The sequence below is a fragment of the Streptomyces sp. NPDC002870 genome (assembly GCF_042888505.1).
In the GTDB taxonomy this organism is placed as follows: domain Bacteria; phylum Actinomycetota; class Actinomycetes; order Streptomycetales; family Streptomycetaceae; genus Streptomyces.
The window spans coordinates 78385-95585 of the sequence record NZ_JBIAPW010000012.1 but is presented as its reverse complement, the minus strand read 5'-3'; the positions used below and the strand labels follow the sequence as shown (position 1 = coordinate 95585).

Annotated in this window: 16 protein-coding genes; 9 read left to right on the top strand and 7 right to left on the bottom strand. The window is 70.3% G+C overall.

Annotation, left to right across the window (positions count from 1 at the left end):
• Window positions 1-17 precede the first annotated feature (17 nt).
• Both ACFYWY_RS17395 and ACFYWY_RS17390 read left to right on the top strand, forming a co-directional pair.
• On the top strand, window positions 18-1652 hold the full coding sequence (locus ACFYWY_RS17395; protein WP_389186609.1) for an NAD(P)/FAD-dependent oxidoreductase: 1635 nt from the start codon (window positions 18-20) through the stop codon (window positions 1650-1652).
• On the top strand, window positions 1645-2988 hold the full coding sequence (locus ACFYWY_RS17390) for a hypothetical protein (RefSeq protein ID WP_389186606.1): 1344 nt from the start codon (window positions 1645-1647) through the stop codon (window positions 2986-2988). The genes ACFYWY_RS17395 and ACFYWY_RS17390 overlap by 8 nt, the downstream gene beginning before the upstream one ends.
• A gap of 83 nt (window positions 2989-3071) precedes the next feature.
• On the opposite strand, the gene ACFYWY_RS17385 is transcribed toward ACFYWY_RS17390, so the two are convergent.
• From ACFYWY_RS17385 to ACFYWY_RS17365, 5 genes are all read right to left on the bottom strand, one after another.
• Window positions 3072-3578 carry a DM13 domain-containing protein gene (locus ACFYWY_RS17385; protein WP_389186603.1) on the bottom strand — a complete coding sequence of 169 codons (507 nt, stop codon included), beginning with the start codon at window positions 3576-3578 and terminating at the stop codon, window positions 3072-3074.
• Between the two features lie 403 nt (window positions 3579-3981).
• Window positions 3982-4920: a hypothetical protein gene (locus ACFYWY_RS17380; RefSeq protein WP_389186600.1), complete on the bottom strand. Its 939-nt coding sequence runs from the start codon at window positions 4918-4920 to the stop codon at window positions 3982-3984.
• Window positions 4921-4941: 21 nt separating this feature from the next.
• The gene (locus ACFYWY_RS17375) at window positions 4942-5643 is read right to left on the bottom strand and encodes a flavodoxin family protein (RefSeq protein ID WP_389186597.1); all 702 of its coding nucleotides are present in this window, start codon (window positions 5641-5643) and stop codon (window positions 4942-4944) included.
• A 238-nt stretch (window positions 5644-5881) separates the two neighbouring features.
• Complete coding sequence (locus ACFYWY_RS17370) at window positions 5882-7180, bottom strand: maleylpyruvate isomerase N-terminal domain-containing protein (RefSeq protein ID WP_389186943.1); 1299 nt, start codon at window positions 7178-7180, stop codon at window positions 5882-5884.
• A gap of 44 nt (window positions 7181-7224) precedes the next feature.
• The gene (locus ACFYWY_RS17365) at window positions 7225-7806 is read right to left on the bottom strand and encodes a sigma-70 family RNA polymerase sigma factor (RefSeq protein ID WP_389186594.1); all 582 of its coding nucleotides are present in this window, start codon (window positions 7804-7806) and stop codon (window positions 7225-7227) included.
• 234 nt (window positions 7807-8040) lie between these two features.
• Between ACFYWY_RS17365 and ACFYWY_RS17360 the strand changes: the two genes are divergently transcribed.
• Entirely contained in the window at window positions 8041-8415 is a 375-nt protein-coding gene (locus ACFYWY_RS17360) for an STAS domain-containing protein (RefSeq protein WP_389186591.1), read from the top strand.
• Between the two features lie 113 nt (window positions 8416-8528).
• A complete protein-coding gene (locus ACFYWY_RS17355; RefSeq protein WP_389186588.1) occupies window positions 8529-9041 on the top strand; it encodes an EF-hand domain-containing protein in 513 nt (170 codons plus the stop codon).
• 43 nt (window positions 9042-9084) lie between these two features.
• On the opposite strand, the gene ACFYWY_RS17350 is transcribed toward ACFYWY_RS17355, so the two are convergent.
• On the bottom strand, window positions 9085-10665 hold the full coding sequence (locus tag ACFYWY_RS17350; protein WP_389186585.1) for a class I adenylate-forming enzyme family protein: 1581 nt from the start codon (window positions 10663-10665) through the stop codon (window positions 9085-9087).
• Window positions 10666-10812: 147 nt separating this feature from the next.
• On the opposite strand from ACFYWY_RS17350, the gene ACFYWY_RS17345 reads away from it, so the two are divergent.
• The 4 genes from ACFYWY_RS17345 (at window position 10813) to ACFYWY_RS17330 (ending at window position 14926) form a co-directional block, all read left to right on the top strand.
• The gene (locus ACFYWY_RS17345) at window positions 10813-12003 is read left to right on the top strand and encodes an amidohydrolase family protein (RefSeq protein ID WP_389186581.1); all 1191 of its coding nucleotides are present in this window, start codon (window positions 10813-10815) and stop codon (window positions 12001-12003) included.
• A complete protein-coding gene (locus ACFYWY_RS17340; RefSeq protein ID WP_389186578.1) occupies window positions 12000-13133 on the top strand; it encodes an acyl-CoA dehydrogenase family protein in 1134 nt (377 codons plus the stop codon). The genes ACFYWY_RS17345 and ACFYWY_RS17340 overlap by 4 nt, the downstream gene beginning before the upstream one ends.
• Window positions 13133-14059 carry an acyl-CoA dehydrogenase family protein gene (locus tag ACFYWY_RS17335; protein ID WP_389186574.1) on the top strand — a complete coding sequence of 309 codons (927 nt, stop codon included), beginning with the start codon at window positions 13133-13135 and terminating at the stop codon, window positions 14057-14059. The genes ACFYWY_RS17340 and ACFYWY_RS17335 overlap by 1 nt, the downstream gene beginning before the upstream one ends.
• Window positions 14060-14473: 414 nt before the next feature.
• Entirely contained in the window at window positions 14474-14926 is a 453-nt protein-coding gene (locus tag ACFYWY_RS17330) for an ATP-binding protein (protein ID WP_389186571.1), read from the top strand.
• Window positions 14927-14934: 8 nt separating this feature from the next.
• Here the strand turns inward: ACFYWY_RS17330 and ACFYWY_RS17325 are convergent, their stop codons facing one another.
• On the bottom strand, window positions 14935-15861 hold the full coding sequence (locus tag ACFYWY_RS17325; protein ID WP_389186568.1) for a cyclase family protein: 927 nt from the start codon (window positions 15859-15861) through the stop codon (window positions 14935-14937).
• Between the two features lie 83 nt (window positions 15862-15944).
• Between ACFYWY_RS17325 and ACFYWY_RS17320 the strand changes: the two genes are divergently transcribed.
• Entirely contained in the window at window positions 15945-16856 is a 912-nt protein-coding gene (locus ACFYWY_RS17320) for an SDR family NAD(P)-dependent oxidoreductase (RefSeq protein WP_389186564.1), read from the top strand.
• Window positions 16857-17201: the final 345 nt, after the last annotated feature.

Genomic DNA, 17201 nt, shown 5'->3' with positions numbered 1-17201 from the left:
GACTACCGGAGACATCCATGACTCTGCTCAGACGACTCTTGTTCGGCATCATCGCCGGACTGCCCGGTGGCGCGATCGTGGCGGTCGTGACGAACCCGCCGTGGATCCCGTGGGCGGCGCACACGGTGGTGCTGGGAGCCGTGCTCGGCCTCCTGTTCGGCGAGCACAGGCAGAGCAACGGCTCGGCCTTCTCCGTCGGTCTGCTCATCGGCCTGCTCGACTGGGTGACTTGGACACTCACCCTCGCTCCCGCGCTGGAGGGGAAGACGCCGTCATGGACGGTCGCGGTGGCCGTGTCGCGCTTCCCCGAGCTCGTCGGCGCCGCCCTGTTCGGCACGATCGCCGGGCTCGCCTTCCACGCCCTTTCGGCCTGGCGCCCGCCTCGGCCGGCGCACCGGCGCGCCAAGCCCCATGTGGTGATCGCCGGTGGTGGTTTCGGCGGGATGGGGGCCGCGCGCGAACTGGACCGGCGGGTCGCCCGCGGGCTCGACGCCCACGTGACGCTGATAAGCGACTCGAACTTCCTGCTGTTCACGCCGCTGCTGGTCGGCGTCGCCTCGAGCACGGTGGAGGCCAGGCACGTGAGCGCTCCGGTCCGTGCCGGGCTCAACCATGCCTCCTTCCTGCACGGGCGGGTGGTCTCGATCGACACGCAGACGCGCAATGCGTACGTCGCCGCCGGCAAGGAGGGGATGCTCCGCGTGCCGTACGACGAGCTGGTCCTGGCAGTCGGCGCGGTGTCGCACTTCTTCGACCTGCCGGGAGTGGGCGAGCACGCCTTCCCGATGAAGTCCGTCGAGGACGCCACCAGGCTGCGCAACCAGGTGCTGGGCGCGCTGGAGCGGGCCGATCTCGAGCCGGATCCGGCCGAGCAGGCCAGGCTGCTGACGTTCGTGGTGGCAGGCGGCGGATTCGCCGGGACGGAACTGGTGGCCGAACTCGTCGACCTGGTGCATGACGTGCTCCACTTCTATCCCCGTCTGCACGGGCTGCGGCCCAGATTCGTGATCGTGCACGCGGGTGAGCGGCTGCTGCCGGAGCTGTCGCCGAAGCTCGGCCTCTACGCGCGGCGCAAGCTCGAGAAACGCGGCATCGAGTTTCGCCTCGGCGCGCGCGTGGCCAAGGCCACCGCCGAGGACATCACGCTCGACTCCGGCGAGACCATCACCACCCGCACCCTTGCCTGGACGGCCGGCAACCGGCCGAATCCGCTGGTCCAGCAGGTCATGCAGGCGCCCCTCGTCGTGGATCCCACCATGCAGGTCCCGGGCATGCCCGGCCTGTGGGCGCTGGGCGACTGCGCGAGGATCCCCGACCCGGCGGGCGGGGTCTACCCGCCGACCGCGCAGCACGCGATCCGCGAAGGCAAGGCGGCGGCGAGGAACATCGCCGCGGTCCTCGGCGGACGCCGTCCCGTCCCGTTCCGCTTCGGCGGGCTTGGCGTGCTGGTCTCGCTCGGGCACCGCACGGCGGCCGGCGAGATCGGCGGGCGGCGGGTCTCCGGTCTCCTCGCCTGGGTCCTGTGGCGCTCGGTCTACCTGAGCAAGCTGCCCAGCGTGGAGAAACGGCTGCGCGTGCTCGCCGACTGGACCCTCGACCTGGTCTTCCCCAGGGACATCGCCCTCTCGACCAAGGATGATCGTCATGCGTAACGCTGGATTCGGAGCCCTCGCCGGCCTCGCAGGAGGGCTGGTCTTCGGCCAGGTGATGGCGATGATCGGGTTCCTGCCCACCGTCGCGGCGATCGTCAGAACCGACTCGCCCGTCGTGGGATTCGCCGTCCACTTGCTGATCGCGGCGATCATCGGGAGCATCTTCGGCACGCTCGTGGCGCGGCAGCGCGAGCTGCTGTTCTGGGGACTCGCGTACGGCGCGCTGTGGTGGTTCCTCGGGCCGTTGACGCTGCTGCCGATCCTGCTGGGCAGGCCGGTGGCCTGGGACGTGGCGACGGCGCAGGCGCTGATCCCCAGCCTGCTCGGTCACCTGGCCTACGGAGCGGTCACGGCCGCAGTCCTCGCCTTGCTGTCGCGCGGGGAGCGGCAGTTCAGGCCCGGTCTCTTGGTGCGCGCTTCGGCCGCCGGGCTGCTCGCCGCCGCGGTGCTCGGGCTCGGCTGGAACACGCTGGTCGTCGGAGTGCTGGTCGGCGCGTCCTACGCGGTGATTTTCGGCGACCCCGACGAGGGCACCGGCCCTGCCCTGATCCGCGGCGCCGCCTTCGGCTTCGCGTGGTGGGTGCTCGCGGCGGTGACGATCTCGCCTCTGCTGGACGGCCGCGGGCTGGAGTGGGCGCCGGCCGCGGTACGCGCCGCAGTGGCATCGCTGCCCGGCTATCTGTTGCTCGGGGCCGGTACTGCCCTGCTCACCTGCTGGCTGGGCGGTCTGTCGCGGGCGGTGTTCTCCGACGACGTACGGGACACCCTGGAGGGACGCCTCGCCGGCGGGCGCGTGATCTCGATCTGGCACGGCGTCATCGCCGGGCTGGCCGGCGGCGTGATCTTCACCGGTGGCATGGTCGCCGTGGGATTCCTGCCGGTCGTCGCCGCCCTGATCGGCTCGGAGTCCGCGGGCGTGGGCCTCGTCATCCACCTGCTGATCTCCCAGGTCGTCGGCGTCACCTACGCGGTCTTCTTCCGCCGCCGCAGCTTCGACCCGGCCTCGGGGATCGGCTGGGGTGTGTCCTACGGCTTCCTCTGGTGGGTCCTGGGCAACCTGACGCTGCTTCCCGTGCTGCTCGGTGCCGTACCCCAGTGGAACGCCGCCGCACTGGCCGTGTCCTTCCCCTCCCTCGTCGGCCACCTCGCCTATGGCGCCATTCTCGGCCTGGTGTACCAGCGGCTGGAGGAGCGGGTCAGTCCGTGGCACCTGACCCGCAGTGAGGCGACCGCGGTCCGGGCGGCCGCGCGTCACGAGCAGACGCTGAGCGCGGCACCCGCGCTGTGGAGCCTGATCACTTGCGTGGCCTTGCTCATCCCCATCCTGGTGTCCTAGGAAGTTGGGCGGACAGGACCTGGAAAGCCGTGGAGCGGGTGGCGACGCCACCCGCTCCAGTGCTTTTGAGCGACCTGGCTCCGTCAGGCGCGCTGCTTCAGCTCGGCCGCGCCGAACGACACGCTGAAGCGCTCACACCAGATCGTCACCGTGGAGAACCTGTTCAGGTCGGTGCCTGCCGGGATCGCGTAGTTCTGGTTGCCCTCGTTGCCCTTGAGGGCACCGAGGTCGACCTGCTTGCCGTCGTCGAGGTTGCCGCCGCCGTCCTGCTTGACCGGCTGGTCGCTGAGCCACACGTGCAGGGCCGGGCCGTCGGAGGTGCGCAGGTTCGTCAGGCGCAGCGTCGCCTTCCCGTCTTCGAGCTGCTGGATCTCCACTGAGCCGCTGGTCTCGTGCTCGTGGGAGATGAAAGCACCGGTGGCCAACTGCTTGGCCGCGGCCCCCTGCTGGTTGGTGGCCACGGGAGCCGCCTCATCCACGCGGACTGTGGTGAAAAGCCGCCAGGGCTGGAAGAGGTAGAGCCCGACGGCCGCTGCAAGGACGACCACCACGGTGGTGATCCAGAGGACAGGGCGCTTGCTTCGGCACATGAGGATTTCCGTTTCTGTGGGTGTTCACGCCGGACCGGTGGCCGGACGTGGCGCCGAGGCACATGTCGGCGATGGCCTCGACGTCTTGGCCACATCGCACTCAGAGACGGAGAGAGCGGAGAACGTTACACGTCACGTCCGGCGACTTCCTGGCGGCGGCGAACCTGATTCGGGGGTCACCAAAGGGCCGGTTCGAAGCGGCAGCCCCGAACCGGCCCTGAACTTGCTTACCGCCAACTACAGTTGACGGCTTCTTCTGCAACGCTTTCCTTCCTCTGAGTGAGACCTGCCGCACCCGTGCGGGATTCCTGTCGCCAAGACGGGTGCGGGGATCACGGCGGCCGCTGTCACGCCGGTCGGCGTTCTTGATCGGAACGCCGAAATCAGGCGGGCCGACGACCGTTTAGCACTGCTGCTGAGCGGGGCTCGGCCGCTCGTGTTCGGTGGGGAGCTTGGCCTTCTCGCGGCGCAGCTCATCGGCCTCGTCACGGACAGCGTCGAGCCTGACCTCGAGCGTGCCGACGCGCTCGCGGTAGCGCTCCAGCTCGGCCCGGACGAATTCGGCGTCCGCCACCTGGCGGGCCGTCTCTTCGCGGATCGCGGCGGTCTCCTCAACGAACTTCTGCTGCGCGGCATCGAGCTGGGCGACGGCCATGTCGCCCGCCTCCTCAGCGAGCGCGGCGCGCTGCTCGGCGGCCAGGATGCGCTGCGCAGAGGCGCGGGTGACGGTCTCGATCCGGGCCTCGGCGGCCGCGGAGTCCGTGATGATCGCCAACTCCTCGACATAGGCGGGCAGGTCGGTGGCGAGCTGGTTGATGAGCGCGACCAGGGCGTCGCGTGACTGTGCGGCAGGGGCGCTGTCGGCCATCGACACTTCCGGCATTGCCATCATTTCGCTGTTCATGGCTTCCGTCGGCGCCTCCTCGAGCGCATCGGCGGCGGGAGCCTGTTCGAGCTCCTGGGGCGTCCAGTCAGCACCGGGGGCGTGCCCGAGCGCCTGGGGTACCGCATCCGTGGCGGGCGTTTGCCCGGACGCACTGGGCGCCGCACCCACAGCGGGTGCCTGCCCGGCGGCTGCGGGCCAGGACTGCTCGAAGACCGGCGCCCAGGCCACCTTCGCATCCTCCTCGGCCGCCTTCTTGGCCTCGGCTGCCGCGCGCTTGTCCTCCTTGCGCTGCATCCGCTTGGCGCGGAACTTCCTGAACGCGCCGAGCGCGTTGTGGTCGGGGTGCCGGCAATAGCGGGGCTCCGGACCCTGTACGCCGGGTGCGGGCGACTCGGGCGGATTGGTACAGCCCGGATAGGCGCAGGTGGGGACGGTATCGACGGTCTCGACGGTCATTTTCGGCCTTTCGTAGCTGACTTAGCGATATTCCGGATTCTCAAAGTCGAACCGGCACCCGGCGTCCCACTGCGACCGCTGGTTCCCGTGTGCCGGAACGCCACCGGCGTCCTTGAGCAGCCGGGCCAGATGCAACAGGTTCCACGTCATGAACGTGGCGTTCCTGTTGGTGAAGTCGTTGGTGGGACCGCCGGAACCCGGATCGAGATAGGAGGGGCCTGGCCCGGCCTCGCCGATCCAGCCCGCGTCCGCCTGCGGCGGGATCGTGTATCCCAGGTGCTGCAGGCTGTACAGGACGTTCATGGCGCAATGCTTGACGCCGTCCTCGTTGCCGGTGATCAGGCAGCCGCCCACACGCCCGTAGTAGGTGTACTGACCGGCATCGTTGAGCAGGCCCGAGCAGGCGTAGAGCCGCTCGATGACCAGCTTCGCCACCGAGCTGTTGTCACCCAGCCAGATCGGCCCGGCGATGACGAGGATGTCGGCGGCCATCACCCGCTGGTAGATCGACGGCCACGCGTCGCGTTCCCAGCCGTGCTCGGTCATGTCCGGCCACACCCCGGTGGCGATCTCGTGATCGATCGGCCGCAGGTGCTCGACCTGAACGCCCTGCTTCTCCATGATCCGCGAGCTGAGGTCGATCAGGCCCTGCGTGTTGCTGCGCTCCGGGCTCTTCTTCAGCGTGCAATTGAGGAACAGCGCACGCAGGTCGTCATGGCTCATACCCCTCAGTGCGGCCGCCGCGTCGAACGTTACAAGGGGCACTCGAACCGTTCACGCCCGCGACGGCTGAGCCGGGCACCGCCCCGCGCCTGCCGTCGCCGGCCGCATGCGCCGCACTCAGCGACGCGCCCCGCCCTTTGCGCCCCTCGGCCACACCGCCGAATGCGTACACGGCCAACGACCAATGGGCGCCAGGAACGACCCCGGTCCTTTGCGGCGGAGCAGGGGCACGGGGTGCTCAGAGCCTGCTCAGCGACGCCGCCGCGAACAGCACGTCCCGGATCGCCTCCCGGTCCCCGTCCTGGCCCGCCGCGGCCTCCTCCGGTGAGATGTGGCCCGCCACCAGGCGGCAGAACTCCACGCCGTCCAGCGCCACTTGGGCCACCGCCTGGTCCGCGGAGCCGACGGCTGCCGGGGAGTCCAGCGCGATGTACCAGTTCCCGCCGCCCGAGCCCTCGACCTCCAGATGCAGCGAGCGGCCCGGCGCGCCCGCCGCGACCAGATGTCTCGCGGGTCCGGCGAGGCCCGCGCGTCTGCGGTCGGCGAGCGCCGCGGGCAGCAGCCGCGCCGCCAGGTCGATCATCCGGTGCAGATGGGACCCGCTCGGCGGCTCGTACGGATAGTCCACCGCGTCCGCGATGTCGCCCGCATGCATCCAGCACTCGAAGGCCCGGTCCAGCAGGGAGTCCCGCAGCGGCAGGGCGAAGTCACCGTACGAGACCGACAGTTCGGCGACTCCGCCGCCGGCGAAGGACACCGTGCGGATGAGGGTGTGGCTCTGGTCGCGCCACGGCTCGCGGATCGTGCGGGTGGGCGGCGCGTCTGCCGCGCTCCAGAAGGCTTCGGTGCGCTCGGTGGGCACTCTCGGCGCGTTCGGTCCGAGCGGATCGTCCAGACCGAGGGCGCCCGCGACCAGTCCGTCGACGGTCATCAGATGCGCGATCACCCCGGCCACGGTCGTCCGGCGGCTCACCTGCCGCTCGCCCTCGAACCACTTGAGGCGCACGGGCGCATGCCACTCCGACTCGCCGATGTCCCGCAGCAGCGCGTCGAGCCGCGCGGTCTCGGCGTCGTACGGATGCGCCCAGGTGGGCACCGGAATACGGGCGGGCCTGCGTCCCAGGCAGTTCTCGAGGACGCGGAACCGCAGCAGCGGGTCGAGGTCCAGGTCCCGGTCGGTGTGCAGCAGCGCGACGGCGTCACGCAGCCGCAGGGCCTCTTCCGCACAGGGTGCGCAGTCGCCGAGGTGTTCCTCGACGGCCTCGGTCTCCTCGGCGGAGCAGGCGGCCAGCGCCCATGCGCCGAGCAGGGATTTCAGCACGCTGTGGGACGGGCGTTCGCCCCTGCGCGGTCCATCGGCCGTTCTGCCGCCCGCTTCGCTCCCGGTTTCGCCTTTTCTGCCTGTTCCGCCGCTTGTCCCGGGCGGCGGTTCGGACACTGGGGGAGCCGCTTCGGGCAGTCGGCGCGCGGGCGAGTCAAGCGCGTCCAGATCGTCCGCCGCCGACCGCGGCCCCGGTATGCGCGGCGCGCCCCGCATCTCGTCGCGGCCGTCGTCGCCGTGGCCGCCGTCCAGCGGGCCGTTCACAAGGAGCGTCCGTATCCGGGCGGGGACGAGCCCTCCAGCGGGCGTGTGTTGGCGGTGGACAGCAGTTGGAGGCCGAGCCGCAGCCGACGCCTGGCCTCGTCCTCTGTGACCCCGAGGTCGGCCGCGGTCTGGCGGTAGTCCCTGCGCTGGAAGTACGCGAGTTCCAGCGCGGCGCGCAGCGGCGCCGGCATGGAGGTGACGATGTAGTCGGCACGGGCCGCGACCGCAGCCCTGCGCACCTTCTGCTCCAGCTCCTCCGTCGTACCCTCGCCGCTTTCCGCGAGCGCGGCGGCCTCGGTCTTCCGCAGCCGGTACACCGCCTGGCTGTTGGTGATTCTCGCCACCCAGGAACGCATCGAGCCCTGTTTGGGGTCGTATGCGTCGGGGTTCTCCCAGATGTAGCCGAAGACCTCGCGGGTGACCTGGTCGGCCGCCTCGTCGTCGTCGAGAACCCGGTGGGCGAGCATGTGCACGAGTGACGCGAACCTGTCGTACAGCTCCCCGAGCGCGGCGGCCTCCCCGCGCGAGAGCCGCTGCTGCATCCTGCGGTCCCAGCGCGGTGGTGCGTCCTTTGCCATGCGGCCCCCAAGCCTCGGCCTCTGTGCCTGTCGCCTCTTCGTCGCCCCTTCGAATGTAGTCGGCGTGGCCGCGGAGGCACGACCCTTTACGGCAAGAGCGCCCCCAGAGCCGGACCGGGATGGTAAGAGCCGACCCTGCCCGGTCAGCCTGCCTGGACTGTTGTGTTTCGTGCGAGGACGGCCTGGGCAGTCGCGACAGGAAGGGCTGATTCCGGTATGAGGAGAGGTCGGGTCGTGATGCTTGAGGTGGACGTGACCCGGCAAGGCGCATGGACGGTGCTGCGCGTCCGCGGCGAACTCGATCTCGTCTCCTCGCCGGCGATCCGCCAGCATGTCCATGACGCGGTCGCCGTCGGCCGCCGCGATGTGGTGCTCGACCTCTCAGAGGTGCTCTTCTGCGACTCCAGCGGGGTCGGCGTCCTGATCGCCGCCCGCCGCCTGCTGCGCTCCTGCCAAGGCAGACTCCGGCTGATCCTGCCTGCCCGCGGCGCCGAGGAAGGTTCCCACGTCAACCGGGTGCTGGCGGCCCTCGGAGTGCGCCGTCTCTTCGAGGTGTACGCAGACGCCCGCTCGGCCACCGACGAGGAGGCCGAGCCGCTCTCCGCCTGACCGTAGTCATCGCGTGACTGTCTGTCCGTCACCAGGGTGTCGCGCGGATGTCGCCGTCACGTAATTGGCTGGGTACTTGCACGCGTCAGCGTCCGGGGCCGTACCCTCGCCGCATGGACAGCGCAGAGTACGAGCGCAAGATCGCTTCCCGCTTCGCCGCCTTCGACCAGGACGGCAATGGCTATATCGACCGTGAGGACTTCAGCGGGGCCGCCGCGGCCCTGCTCGCCGAGTTCGACACGACCGCCCGCTGCGACAAGGGCCAGTCCCTGTACAGCGGCGCGGAGGCGTTCTGGCAGGGCATGGCCGGGATCGCGGATGTGGACGGCGACCAGCGGGTCACCCGCGAGGAGTTCGTCACGGGTGCGGTGAAGAGACTGCGCGACAACCCCCAGCGGTTCGCCGAGATCGCCCGCCCCTTCCTCCACGCCGTGATCGCCATCGCCGACGAGGACGGCAATGGCGTGACACCGTCGGCCGCCGAGCGGGTGCTGCGGGTGCTGGGCGTGCCGCCCGAGGTCGCGACGAAGGTGGCTCAGGCGCTGGACGGGGACGGCGACGGGCGGATCAGCGAGGAGGAGATCCTCGCCGCCTTCGCGACGTACTACGTCACGCCCGAGCCGTAGGCCGCCCGCCGGGGCTCCGCCCCGGACGGGTCCCCCACGCCCGTCAGGGCGTAGGGGGTGGGGGCACCTCCCATGCCCGAAGGGCTTTGGGGGAGGGCGGGGGCTGAGCCCCAGTGGCGTACCGCTCTCGCAGCTTGTACTTCAGCACCTTGCGCAGCGTCTCGTTCCGCGGCAACGCCTCCGTGATCTCCAGCTGCTCAGGCAGCTTGTGCACCGAAAGCCCCCGCTCCCGCAGATACGCCGTGACCGCGCCGAGGGACAACCCCCCGGCGCCGTCCGTCTGTTCCACCACCGCGCACACCCGCTCACCGCGCTCCGCGTCCGGCAGCCCGATCACCGCCACGTCCGCGATCGCCGGGTGTTCGTGCAGCAGGTCCTCGATCTCCTTCGCGGAGATGTTCTCGCCCTTGCGGATGATGACGTCCTTGAGTCGGCCGGTGAGGACCAGATGCCCGGACTCGGTGAGGTGCCCCAGGTCGCCGGTGATGAAGAACCCCTCGCCGTCGAAGGCCGCGGCGCTCTGCACCGGATCCAGGTAGCCCCGGCAGACCGCCTCGCCGCGCAGCCGCACCTCGCCGTCGACGATCCGTATCTCCATGCCCGCGGGCGGCCGTCCCTCCGTCGTGGCGAGGTTGTGCGCGGTGTCGTCGGGCGCACCCATGGTGATCATGGGGACTTCGGTCATGCCGTAGCCGTGGGTGAGCCGGCAGCCCATCTCTCGTACGACGGCGTGGTAGATCTCCGGCGGCTTGGGCGCCCCGCCCCCGGCCAGCAGCCGCAGACTGGGGATCAGTTTGCGCTCGGGCTGTTCGCGCTGCTCGGCGAGGAACATCGAGTAGAAGGCGGTGGAGCCGCCCGCGACCGTGACGCCGTGTCTGCGGTAGCCCTCCAGCGCTTCGGGCAGCGCGAAGTGCTCGAACATCACGGCGGGGAAGCCGTACAGCAGCAGCATCACCGTGTAGTCGGGCCCGGCGATGTGCGCGAAGGGGAAGGCCATCGAGCCGACGTCGTCGGACGACAGGCGCAGCGCGTGCGCGAGGCAGGAACCGCCCGCGATCAGCGAACGGTCGGTGTGCAGCACGCCCTTGGGGTCCGATGTGGTGCCCGAGGTCCAATAGATCCACCGCACGTCCGTCCCGGAGGCGGGCGGCGGCGGCAGCACCGCGGGATCGGCGTCGGGCAGGGTGTCGTACGCCTCGAGGATCAGCGGCGGTTCGGGGAGTTCCAGCGCGAGACGGCGTGCCATGCCGGTGTGGTCGAAGCCGCGCCAGGTGCCGGGCACGGCGAAGAAGGCGGCCTTCGACTCCCGTAGCGCGAAGCCGACCTCGCGGTCCCGGTAGAAGGGAATGACCGGCGATTGTACGGCTCCGATGCGGGCGAGCGCGAAGGAGAGCAGCGCGGTCTCGATCCGGGTGGGCAGCTGCCACGCGACCACGGTGCCGGGCCGTACGCCCAGCTCCCACAGCCCCGCCGCGACCCGCTCGGAGCGGTCCCGCAGAGCGCCGAAGGTGAGGGCGCGGTCGTCCTGGAGGAGCACGGGCCGGTCCGGGGTGACGTCCGCCCTGCGTTGGACGAGTTCCCAGAGTGTGCGCGACTCGCCCAGTGCGTGCGGGGTCTCGGTCATGCCGTATCCCTCCATGGCGGGCGCGTAGCTGGTAGCTGACGGATAGTCAGATGGTGCGGAGAGCGTAGGGCTCACCGCCTTGTTCGGTCCAGGGGGCGGGGCTAGCCTGATTTCTGACGGGTCATCAGAAACTGTCGAGGGGACACCATGACCGAACTGCCTCGGATCATCAGCGTCGACGACCATGTGATCGAGCCGGCCCACCTCTTCGAGACCTGGCTGCCCGCCAAGTACCAGGACCGCGGACCCAAGCCGCTCACCGCGGGCATCGGCGAGCTCGCGTACGTCGCGGGCAAGTACCGGATCACGATGGATCCCGACGGGCCGCCGACCGACTGGTGGATCTACGAGGACCTCAAGTTCCCGTACAAGCGCAATATCGCCGCCGTCGGCTTCGACCGCGACGACATGACCCTCGAAGGCATCACTCGCGCGGAGATGCGGCCCGGCTGCTGGGACCCCAGGGAACGCCTCAAGGACATGGACCTCAACCATGTCGAGGCCTCGCTCTGTTTCCCCACCTTCCCCCGCTTTTGCGGGCAGACCTTCGCGGAGGCGCACGACAAGGAGGTCGCGCTCGCCTGCGTACGCGCCTACAACGACTGGATGGTCGAGGAGTGGTGCGGGGACAGCGGCGGCCGGCTCATCCCGCTGTGCATCATCCCGCTCTGGAACATCGGCCTGGCGGTGGCGGAGATCAAGCGCAACGCCGCGCGCGGTGTGAAGGCCGTGACCTTCTCCGAGATCCCGACCTACCTCGGGCTGCCGTCCATCCACTCCGGCTACTGGGACCCGTTCTTCGCGATCTGCCAGGAGACCGGCACAGTCGTGAACATGCACATCGGGTCGTCCTCGCAGATGCCCGCCGCATCGCCGGACGCGCCCCCCGCCGTGCAGGCGTCCCTCAGCTTCAACAACGCCATGGCCTCGATGATGGACTTCCTCTTCAGCGGCGTGCTGGTGAAGTTCCCACGGCTCAAGCTGGCGTACAGCGAGGGCCAGATGGGGTGGATTCCCTACGCCCTCGAGCGCGCCGACGATGTGTGGGAGGAGCACCGGGCGTGGGGCGGGGTCCGTGACCTCATCCCCGAGCCGCCCTCCACGTATTACTACCGGCAGATGTTCTGCTGCTTCTTCCGCGACAAGCACGGGATCGCCTCACTGGACGTCGTCGGCCGCGACAACGCCACCTTCGAGACCGACTACCCCCATGTCGACTCGACCTTCCCGCACACCAAGGAAGTCGCCCTCGACCACATGAAGGGCCTGGACGACGAGACGGTCTACAAGCTGATGCGCGGCAACGCGATACGGATGCTGGATCTGGGCATCGAATGAACCTCTCGTACACCGAGGAGGAAGAGGACTTCCGGGCCCGGCTGCGCGAGTGGCTGGCCCTCTCACTGCCGAAGCTGCCCGCGAAGCCCGATCCGCACGACTGGCCGGGCCGCCGGGCGTACGACACGGGCTGGCAGCGGATGCTGTACGACGCCGGGTACGCCGACGTCCACTGGCAGGCGGCCCCGACCCAGCGGCTGATCTTCCTGGAGGAGACGGAGCTGGCCGGCGCGCCCTATGTCGGCGCGAACTTCGTCGGGCTGCTGCACGCGGGCCCCACCATCGCCGCGGAGGGCACGGCCGGGCAGCGCGCCCGCTGGCTGCCGCCCGTGCTGCGCGGCGACGAGGTGTGGTGCCAGGGCTTCAGCGAGCCCGACGCGGGCTCCGACCTTGCGTCGCTGCGAACGAGAGCCGTCCGGGACGGCGACTCCTACATCGTCACCGGCTCCAAGATCTGGACCTCGCACGCCGAGGTCGCCGACTGGTGCGAGCTGCTCGTACGCACCGATCAGAAAGCGCCCAAGCACCACGGCATCACCTGGCTCGCCATGCCGATGGACGCGCCCGGGGTCACCGTACGCCCGCTGCGAACGCTGGCCGGGTCGGTGGAGTTCGCTGAGATGTTCCTCGACGAGGTCCGGGTGCCGGTCGAGAACCGGGTCGGCCGGGAGAACGACGGCTGGCGCGTCACCATGGTCACCCTCTCCTTCGAGCGGGGCACGGCCTTCGTCGGAGAGGTCGTCGCCTGCCGCCGCACGCTGGGCGAACTGGCCGCCGCCGCCCGCGCGAACGGCACCTGGCACGACCCGGTGCTGCGCCGCAGGCTGGGCCGCCTGAATGCCGAGTTCCGCGCCCTGTGGCGGCTCACCCAGTGGAACGTCAGCGAGTCCCAGAGGACGGGCGGCGTACCCGGCATCGGCGGCTCGGTCTTCAAGCTCCGCTACTCGCACGCACGCCAGGAGCTGTACGACACGGCAGCGGAGGTGCTCGGACCCGACGCCTTCGACCTCGACCGGGAGTGGACCGCGGACCGGCTCTCCGCCCTCTCGTACACCATCGCGGCGGGCACCTCCCAGATCCAGCGGAACATCGTCGCCGAGCGGATCCTCGGCCTCCCGAAGGGGCGCTGATGGACTTCCAGTTGACGGACGACCAGCGTGCGTTGCGGAAAGGTGTACGGGAACTGCTGGCCGGCCGTTTCGGGGGCGATGCGCTCAGGGCGGCCGTGGACCGCGAGGGCACGGTCGACCGGAAGCTGTGGCGGGAGCTCGGCGCGGCCGGATTCTTCTCGCTGCGGCTGCCGGAGGGGGAGGGCGGGGTGGGGCTCGGCCTGCCGGAGGCCGTCCTGCTCTTCGAGGAGGCGGGCCGGGCGCTGCTGAACGGGCCGCTCGTGGCGACCCACCTGGCCGCGTGCGGCGGGCTGCCGGGCGCTGCGGACGGCACGCGCGTGATCACCTGCGCCACCCAACTGCGGGCCCTCGTTCCGCACTTCGCCGACGCGGACGACGCCGTCGTCATCCATGGCACCTCGATACGGGTCCGCCGGCCGAAGGATCTGGCGTCGGCCCGGCCCGTACGGTCCATGGACCCGCTCACTCCGCTGCACCGGATCCCGGGCGGGACGCCGAAGGCCCCGCCGCGTCCGGACGCCGTGCTCCTCACCGCGGCCGAGCAGCTCGGCAGCGCCGCCCGCACCACCGAGACGGCGGTGCAATACGCCAAGGAGCGCGAACAGTTCGGGCAGCCCATCGGCGGCTTCCAGGCAGTCAAGCACCTGTGTGCCCAGATGCTCGTACGCACGGAGGTGGCCCGCGCCGCCGTCTATGCGGCGGCCGTCACCGAGGACTTCACCGATATCGCCGGCGCCAAACTGCTGGCCGACGAGGCCGCGGTCCAGGGCGCTCGCGACTGCCTCCAGGTGCACGGCGGAATGGGCTTCACCTGGGAGGCGGACGTGCATCTGCACCTCAAGCGGGCCTGGCTGCGCGCGCAGATGTGGCTGACGGCCGGGGAGGCGGAGGAGATCCAGGCCGAGGCATTGGCCTCAGCACTCTGAAGCGTTACCGAGCGTTGACCATTGAGTCGGATACGGGCGTCGATACCGGGTTGTGTCCTTTGAGCGACTCGTCACGGCCCGGAGTCGGGGACCTGCTCCGGTACCCTCCGTGGGATGCGAGTGGTTCCGAGGCAGAGGTGTCACGGTGTTGCCGATACGGCGACTCCGAGCCCTGGAATGCGCGCCGTTCACCCCGTGCGCGCGCGTGCTGCGAGCCTCTGTTCGACTCCCCGCAACGTGCGTCGCACAGTATGCACCACGGATACTCCTTCGCGCTGGAATATGCCCGAAGCGCTTGTTGCGGTGACTGTACGTCAACCATGCTGTCTTGCAAGGGAGTCACGTTCAGTGACCTGGTTGAGGACCTTGTCGAGGCGCGAGGCGATGTGTCCGCCGGTTCGGATGGTGTGAGCGGTGCAGGTGCTTCTGGTTCAGTTGGAGGTCGGGCCCGACCCCGCGGAGGTGGGACGCGCTCGGAGGTGGGCCCGTTCGCGGCTCGCCGGGTCAGGCATAGGGGACGACGAGCCACTGGCCGAGACGCTGATCCTGCTGATCTCGGAGCTGGTCACCAACGCGGTCGTGCACACCGGCTGTCCGGCGGTGCTGCGGATGCTCTTCGGCGCGGGTGCGGCGGAGGCCGGGACCGTACGGGTGGAGGTCGCCGACATCAGCGCCTGCCCGCCGAAGCCGCGCCACGCCCATGGTGACGACACCAACGGCCGCGGGCTGGAACTGGTCGACGGCCTCGCCGACCGGTGGGGCTGGCAGCGGGAGGGTGCGGGCAAGTCCATCTGGTGCGAGGTGGACCGGGGTGCGCCGGAAGTCGCGTACGAGCCGGCGGGGCGGGGCTTCGTCACCGCGCCGTAGGGCGGGCCTTACAGGATCGCGACCGGGGCGACGGGGGTTCCGGTGCCGCCGACGAAGGGCTCGGGCATCGCGGAGAGCAGGAACGCGTACCGCCTCTCTTCCGCACAGGCTGTGGACAGGTTCTCCAGATTCCAGTTCTGGCCCTGGAGCATGCCCATCTCGACGAGGTCGAGGGCGTGCACGGGCAGCCAGAGGTTCTCGATCTCCGGCGGGAAGATCTCGAAGGTGAGCGTGTCGTTCGCCACCGCTGCGACATCGTGGGCGTGGAACCACTCGGGGGTGCGGACGGACAGGCCAGGGGACGGATATCCGTAACCGTGCTTGTCGCCGGCGAGAGCGACCTGCAGTTGTCCGGTCCGTACGAGAACGATGTCACCGGGCTCGACGGTCAGCCCGGCGAACTCGGCGGCTTCGTCCAGGTCCTCGGGCGTGACAGCGTGATCGCCGGGCAGCCGGTCGAGCCCCTTGGAGCGGGCGACGTCGAGCAGCACGCCGCGCGAGACGATGTGCTTCGCCTTGTCGATGCCGCTGTACTGGGCCCGGGTGTGCGGGGTGATGGTGTCGGCGGGACGGCCGTTGTAGATCTTCCCCGAGTGGGAGACATGGGTCAGGGCGTCCCAGTGGGTGGCGGCCTGGAGCCCCATGGTCACGGCGTCGTCGCTGGTGGCGACCGTGCCGGGGCCGAAGAGCTCCTGGTTGATCTGGACCATGGTGTGCAGGGGGTTCACCCGGCCGGGGATGAGGCCGGTCTGGATGCCGTCCTGCTGGAGGGGGAGCGCGAGGGCGACGCGGCGGCCGCTGCGGACGGTGGCGGCGGCGTCCTTGACGACCTCGTCGGTGATCAGGTTGAGCGTCCCCATCTCGTCGGCCTGGCCCCAACGCCCCCAGTTGTTCACGCGCTTGGCGATCTCGTGGAACTCGGCCGGGAGTGACATCGGGCCTCCTGGGGCTTGTGCTCGGGTGTCTGACTGACCGTAGAATCTAACGGTCCGTCAGAAACCGCGGGAAGGGGCCGGGCGTGGGGAACTTCTTGGCAGGCAAGGTCGTCGCCGTGACAGGTGCCGGGCGCGGCATTGGCCGGGCGGTGGCACTGGCCGCGGCGGCGGAGGGGGCGCGGGTCGTCGTCAACGACTACGGCGTCTCGGTCGAGGGCGGCGAGCCGACGTCGGAGGTCGCGTCGGCGGTCGTCAAGGAGATCCTGGCGGCCGGCGGCGAGGCCGTCGCGGTGGCCGACGACATCGCGACGATGGCCGGGGGGCAGCGACTGATCGACGTCGCGCTCGCCGAGTACGGCCGTATCGACGGGGTCGTATGCGTGGCCGGGATTCTGCGTGAGCGGATGCTCTTCAACATGTCGGAGGAGGAGTGGGACCCGGTCGTGGCCACCCACCTGAAGGGCACGTTCACGGTCTTCCGTGCGGCGTCCGCGGTGATGCGCAAACAGGGCACGGGCACGCTGATCGGCTTCACCAGCGGCAACCATCAGGGCAGCGTGGCGCAGGCGAACTACTCCGCCGCGAAGGGCGGGATCATCTCCCTGGTCCGGAGCGCGGCGCTGGGCCTGAACAAGTACGGGGTGACGGCGAACGCGATCGCCCCCGTTGCACGTACGCGCATGTCAGCGAACGTCCCCATGGAGCTGAAGGAGATCGGCGAGCCGGAGGATGTGGCGGCGCTGGTGGTGTACCTGCTCTCCGAACGGGCCCGGGAGGAACGGATCACGGGCCAGGTCTACACGATCGCAGGCCCGAAGATCGCGGTGTGGGCCCAGCCGAGGGAACTCCGGGCGGGCTACGTGGAGGGAGCCTGGACCCCGGAGAAGATCGCGGACTTCCTGCCGGGGACGGTGGGGGTGGACCCGATGCCGATGCTGGCGCGACTGGAGGAGATGGCGCGGGCGGCGGCGTCCGGGGACCGCCCGAACGCGTGAGGGAGCCGCGCCTCGATCGCCTGCGGCGGGCCTGTCCCCCACCCCGCCCTCCCCCTACGGCCTGGCGGCCGTGGGAGGTACCCCCATCCCGTAACTGGGGGGCAGGCCCCCAAACCCCTGCGCCCGCTTCGCGGCGCGGACTGGGGCTCCCCCCCGGACCCCCGCTCCTCAAACTCCCCCAGACTTCGTCCGGGGGGACCCCCACGGGCTGAATTTCGCGTCCGGAACCACGCCTCAATCGCCGGCGGGGCTGGATTGTGCGGCCGGGCCGCACATTCAGCCCGTGGGGGTCCCCGGGGTCCGGGGCGAAGCCCCGTCGGGGGTCCGGGGGCAGCGCCCCCGGTT

Coding starts and splice junctions, on each gene's coding strand:
- ACFYWY_RS17345 (WP_389186581.1), top strand. CDS start 10,813: ATGACCGAACTGCCTCGGATCATCAGCGTCGACGACCATGTGATCGAG.
- ACFYWY_RS17335 (WP_389186574.1), top strand. CDS start 13,133: ATGGACTTCCAGTTGACGGACGACCAGCGTGCGTTGCGGAAAGGTGTA.
- ACFYWY_RS17375 (WP_389186597.1), bottom strand. CDS start 5,643: ATGAGCCATGACGACCTGCGTGCGCTGTTCCTCAATTGCACGCTGAAG.
- ACFYWY_RS17325 (WP_389186568.1), bottom strand. CDS start 15,861: ATGTCACTCCCGGCCGAGTTCCACGAGATCGCCAAGCGCGTGAACAAC.
- ACFYWY_RS17355 (WP_389186588.1), top strand. CDS start 8,529: ATGGACAGCGCAGAGTACGAGCGCAAGATCGCTTCCCGCTTCGCCGCC.
- ACFYWY_RS17370 (WP_389186943.1), bottom strand. CDS start 7,180: ATGCGGGGCGCGCCGCGCATACCGGGGCCGCGGTCGGCGGCGGACGAT.
- ACFYWY_RS17365 (WP_389186594.1), bottom strand. CDS start 7,806: ATGGCAAAGGACGCACCACCGCGCTGGGACCGCAGGATGCAGCAGCGG.
- ACFYWY_RS17385 (WP_389186603.1), bottom strand. CDS start 3,578: ATGTGCCGAAGCAAGCGCCCTGTCCTCTGGATCACCACCGTGGTGGTC.
- ACFYWY_RS17380 (WP_389186600.1), bottom strand. CDS start 4,920: ATGACCGTCGAGACCGTCGATACCGTCCCCACCTGCGCCTATCCGGGC.
- ACFYWY_RS17390 (WP_389186606.1), top strand. CDS start 1,645: ATGCGTAACGCTGGATTCGGAGCCCTCGCCGGCCTCGCAGGAGGGCTG.
- ACFYWY_RS17395 (WP_389186609.1), top strand. CDS start 18: ATGACTCTGCTCAGACGACTCTTGTTCGGCATCATCGCCGGACTGCCC.
- ACFYWY_RS17340 (WP_389186578.1), top strand. CDS start 12,000: ATGAACCTCTCGTACACCGAGGAGGAAGAGGACTTCCGGGCCCGGCTG.
- ACFYWY_RS17350 (WP_389186585.1), bottom strand. CDS start 10,665: ATGACCGAGACCCCGCACGCACTGGGCGAGTCGCGCACACTCTGGGAA.